Origin of the sequence: Variovorax gracilis (genome assembly GCF_030317115.1) — a bacterium.
Lineage (GTDB): Bacteria > Pseudomonadota > Gammaproteobacteria > Burkholderiales > Burkholderiaceae_C > Variovorax > Variovorax gracilis.
Map to the genome: position 1 here is coordinate 2,501 of NZ_JASZYF010000073.1, position 2,880 is coordinate 5,380.

Below are 2,880 nucleotides of genomic sequence, written 5' to 3' on the forward strand. Positions count from 1 at the left end.
ACGGAACAGCTTGGAAAGGCTGGCCATAGCGGGTGATAGCCCCGTACGTGAAAAGACCTGTGTGGTACTGAGCTAACGAAAAGTAGGGCGGGACACGAGAAATCCTGTCTGAATATGGGGGGACCATCCTCCAAGGCTAAATACTCATCATCGACCGATAGTGAACTAGTACCGTGAGGGAAAGGCGAAAAGAACCCCGGGAGGGGAGTGAAATAGATCCTGAAACCGCGTGCTTACAAAAAGTAGGAGCCCGCAAGGGTGACTGCGTACCTTTTGTATAATGGGTCAGCGACTTACATTCAGTGGCAAGGTTAACCGAATAGGGAAGCCGTAGAGAAATCGAGTCCGAATAGGGCGATCAGTCGCTGGGTGTAGACCCGAAACCAAGTGATCTATCCATGGCCAGGATGAAGGTGCCGTAACAGGTACTGGAGGTCCGAACCGACTAGTGTTGCAAAACTAGCGGATGAGCTGTGGATAGGGGTGAAAGGCTAAACAAACTTGGAAATAGCTGGTTCTCTCCGAAAACTATTTAGGTAGTGCCTCAAGTATTACCGTCGGGGGTAGAGCACTGTTTTGGCTAGGGGGTCATGGCGACTTACCAAACCAAGGCAAACTCCGAATACCGACGAGTACAGCTTGGGAGACAGAGCACCGGGTGCTAACGTCCGGACTCAAGAGGGAAACAACCCAGACCGCCAGCTAAGGTCCCTAAAATTGGCTAAGTGGGAAACGAAGTGGGAAGGCTAAAACAGTCAGGATGTTGGCTTAGAAGCAGCCATCATTTAAAGAAAGCGTAATAGCTCACTGATCGAGTCGTCCTGCGCGGAAGATGTAACGGGGCTAAGCCAGTTACCGAAGCTGCGGATTTGCAATTTATTGCAAGTGGTAGGAGAGCGTTCTGTAAGCCTGTGAAGGTGCGTTGTAAAGCGTGCTGGAGGTATCAGAAGTGCGAATGCTGACATGAGTAGCGTTAAAGGGGGTGAAAAGCCCCCTCGCCGTAAGCGCAAGGTTTTCTACGCAACGTTCATCGGCGTAGAGTGAGTCGGCCCCTAAGGCGAGGCAGAGATGCGTAGCTGATGGGAAACAGGTCAATATTCCTGTACCGATGTGTAGTGCGATGTGGGGACGGATCTTAATAGGTCATCCGGGTGTTGGATATCCCGGTTTAGTTGGAAGTAGGCGTGCATTAGGCAAATCCGGTGCACATATACCGAGGCCAACGATCGAGCCAGCTTGCTGGTGAAGTGACTGAACGAGGTTCCAGGAAAAGCCACTAAGCTTCAGCTACACACGACCGTACCGCAAACCGACACTGGTGCGCGAGATGAGTATTCTAAGGCGCTTGAGAGAACTCAGGAGAAGGAACTCGGCAAATTGACACCGTAACTTCGGAAGAAGGTGTGCCCTATTAGTGTGAAGTGAACAACGGAGCATGAATGGGTTGCAAAAAATCGGTGGCTGCGACTGTTTATTAAAAACACAGCACTCTGCAAACACGAAAGTGGACGTATAGGGTGTGACGCCTGCCCGGTGCTGGAAGATTAAATGATGGGGTGCAAGCTCTTGATTGAAGTCCCAGTAAACGGCGGCCGTAACTATAACGGTCCTAAGGTAGCGAAATTCCTTGTCGGGTAAGTTCCGACCTGCACGAATGGCGTAACGATGGCCACACTGTCTCCTCCTGAGACTCAGCGAAGTTGAAATGTTTGTGATGATGCAATCTCCCCGCGGAAAGACGGAAAGACCCCATGAACCTTTACTGTAGCTTTGTATTGGACTTTGAACAGATCTGTGTAGGATAGGTGGGAGGCTTTGAAGCAGGGTCGCTAGATCTTGTGGAGCCAACGTTGAAATACCACCCTGGTGTGTTTGAGGTTCTAACCTAGGTCCATTATCTGGATCGGGGACAGTGCATGGTAGGCAGTTTGACTGGGGCGGTCTCCTCCCAAAGCGTAACGGAGGAGTTCGAAGGTACGCTAGTTACGGTCGGACATCGTGACGATAGTGCAATGGCATAAGCGTGCTTAACTGCGAGACTGACAAGTCGAGCAGATGCGAAAGCAGGACATAGTGATCCGGTGGTTCTGTATGGAAGGGCCATCGCTCAACGGATAAAAGGTACTCTGGGGATAACAGGCTGATACCGCCCAAGAGTTCATATCGACGGCGGTGTTTGGCACCTCGATGTCGGCTCATCTCATCCTGGGGCTGTAGCCGGTCCCAAGGGTATGGCTGTTCGCCATTTAAAGAGGTACGTGAGCTGGGTTTAAAACGTCGTGAGACAGTTTGGTCCCTATCTTCCGTGGGCGCTGCAGATTTGAGGAAGCCTGCTCCTAGTACGAGAGGACCGGAGTGGACACACCTCTGGTGTATCGGTTGTCACGCCAGTGGCATTGCCGAGTAGCTAAGTGTGGAAGAGATAACCGCTGAAAGCATCTAAGCGGGAAACTCGTTTCAAGATGAGATCTGCCGGGGCCTTGAGCCCCCTAAAGAGTCGTTCAAGACCAGGACGTTGATAGGTCAGGTGTGGAAGCGCAGTAATGCGTTAAGCTAACTGATACTAATTGCTCGTGCGGCTTGACCCTATAACTTTGATCTAAAGATCAAGGTGTTATGCCAAGTTGACGCATTCAAATCAATTCAACACCAAGCTGATTCCAAACTCTATGAATTCGTCGCCTTGATCCAATCAAGGTGACTACCCTTTATGCCTGATGACCATAGCGAGGTGGTCCCACTCCTTCCCATCCCGAACAGGACAGTGAAACGCCTCAGCGCCGATGATAGTGCGGGTTCCCGTGTGAAAGTAGGTCATCGTCAGGCTCTTACAGCCCAGAAAAGCCCAGCCCCACAAAGGCTGGGCTTTTTTGCGTCCGC

At 51.2% G+C, this 2,880-nt stretch carries 2 rRNA genes (1 of these 2 running past the window's edge); both read left to right on the forward strand.

Going from position 1 to position 2,880, the window contains the following annotated elements:
• Window positions 1-2,588 (forward strand): 23S ribosomal RNA (locus QTH97_RS36565) (it extends 283 nt beyond the left edge of the window).
• 125 nt (window positions 2,589-2,713) lie between these two features.
• Window positions 2,714-2,826, forward strand: a 5S ribosomal RNA gene (gene rrf, locus QTH97_RS36570).
• Window positions 2,827-2,880 lie beyond the last annotated feature (54 nt).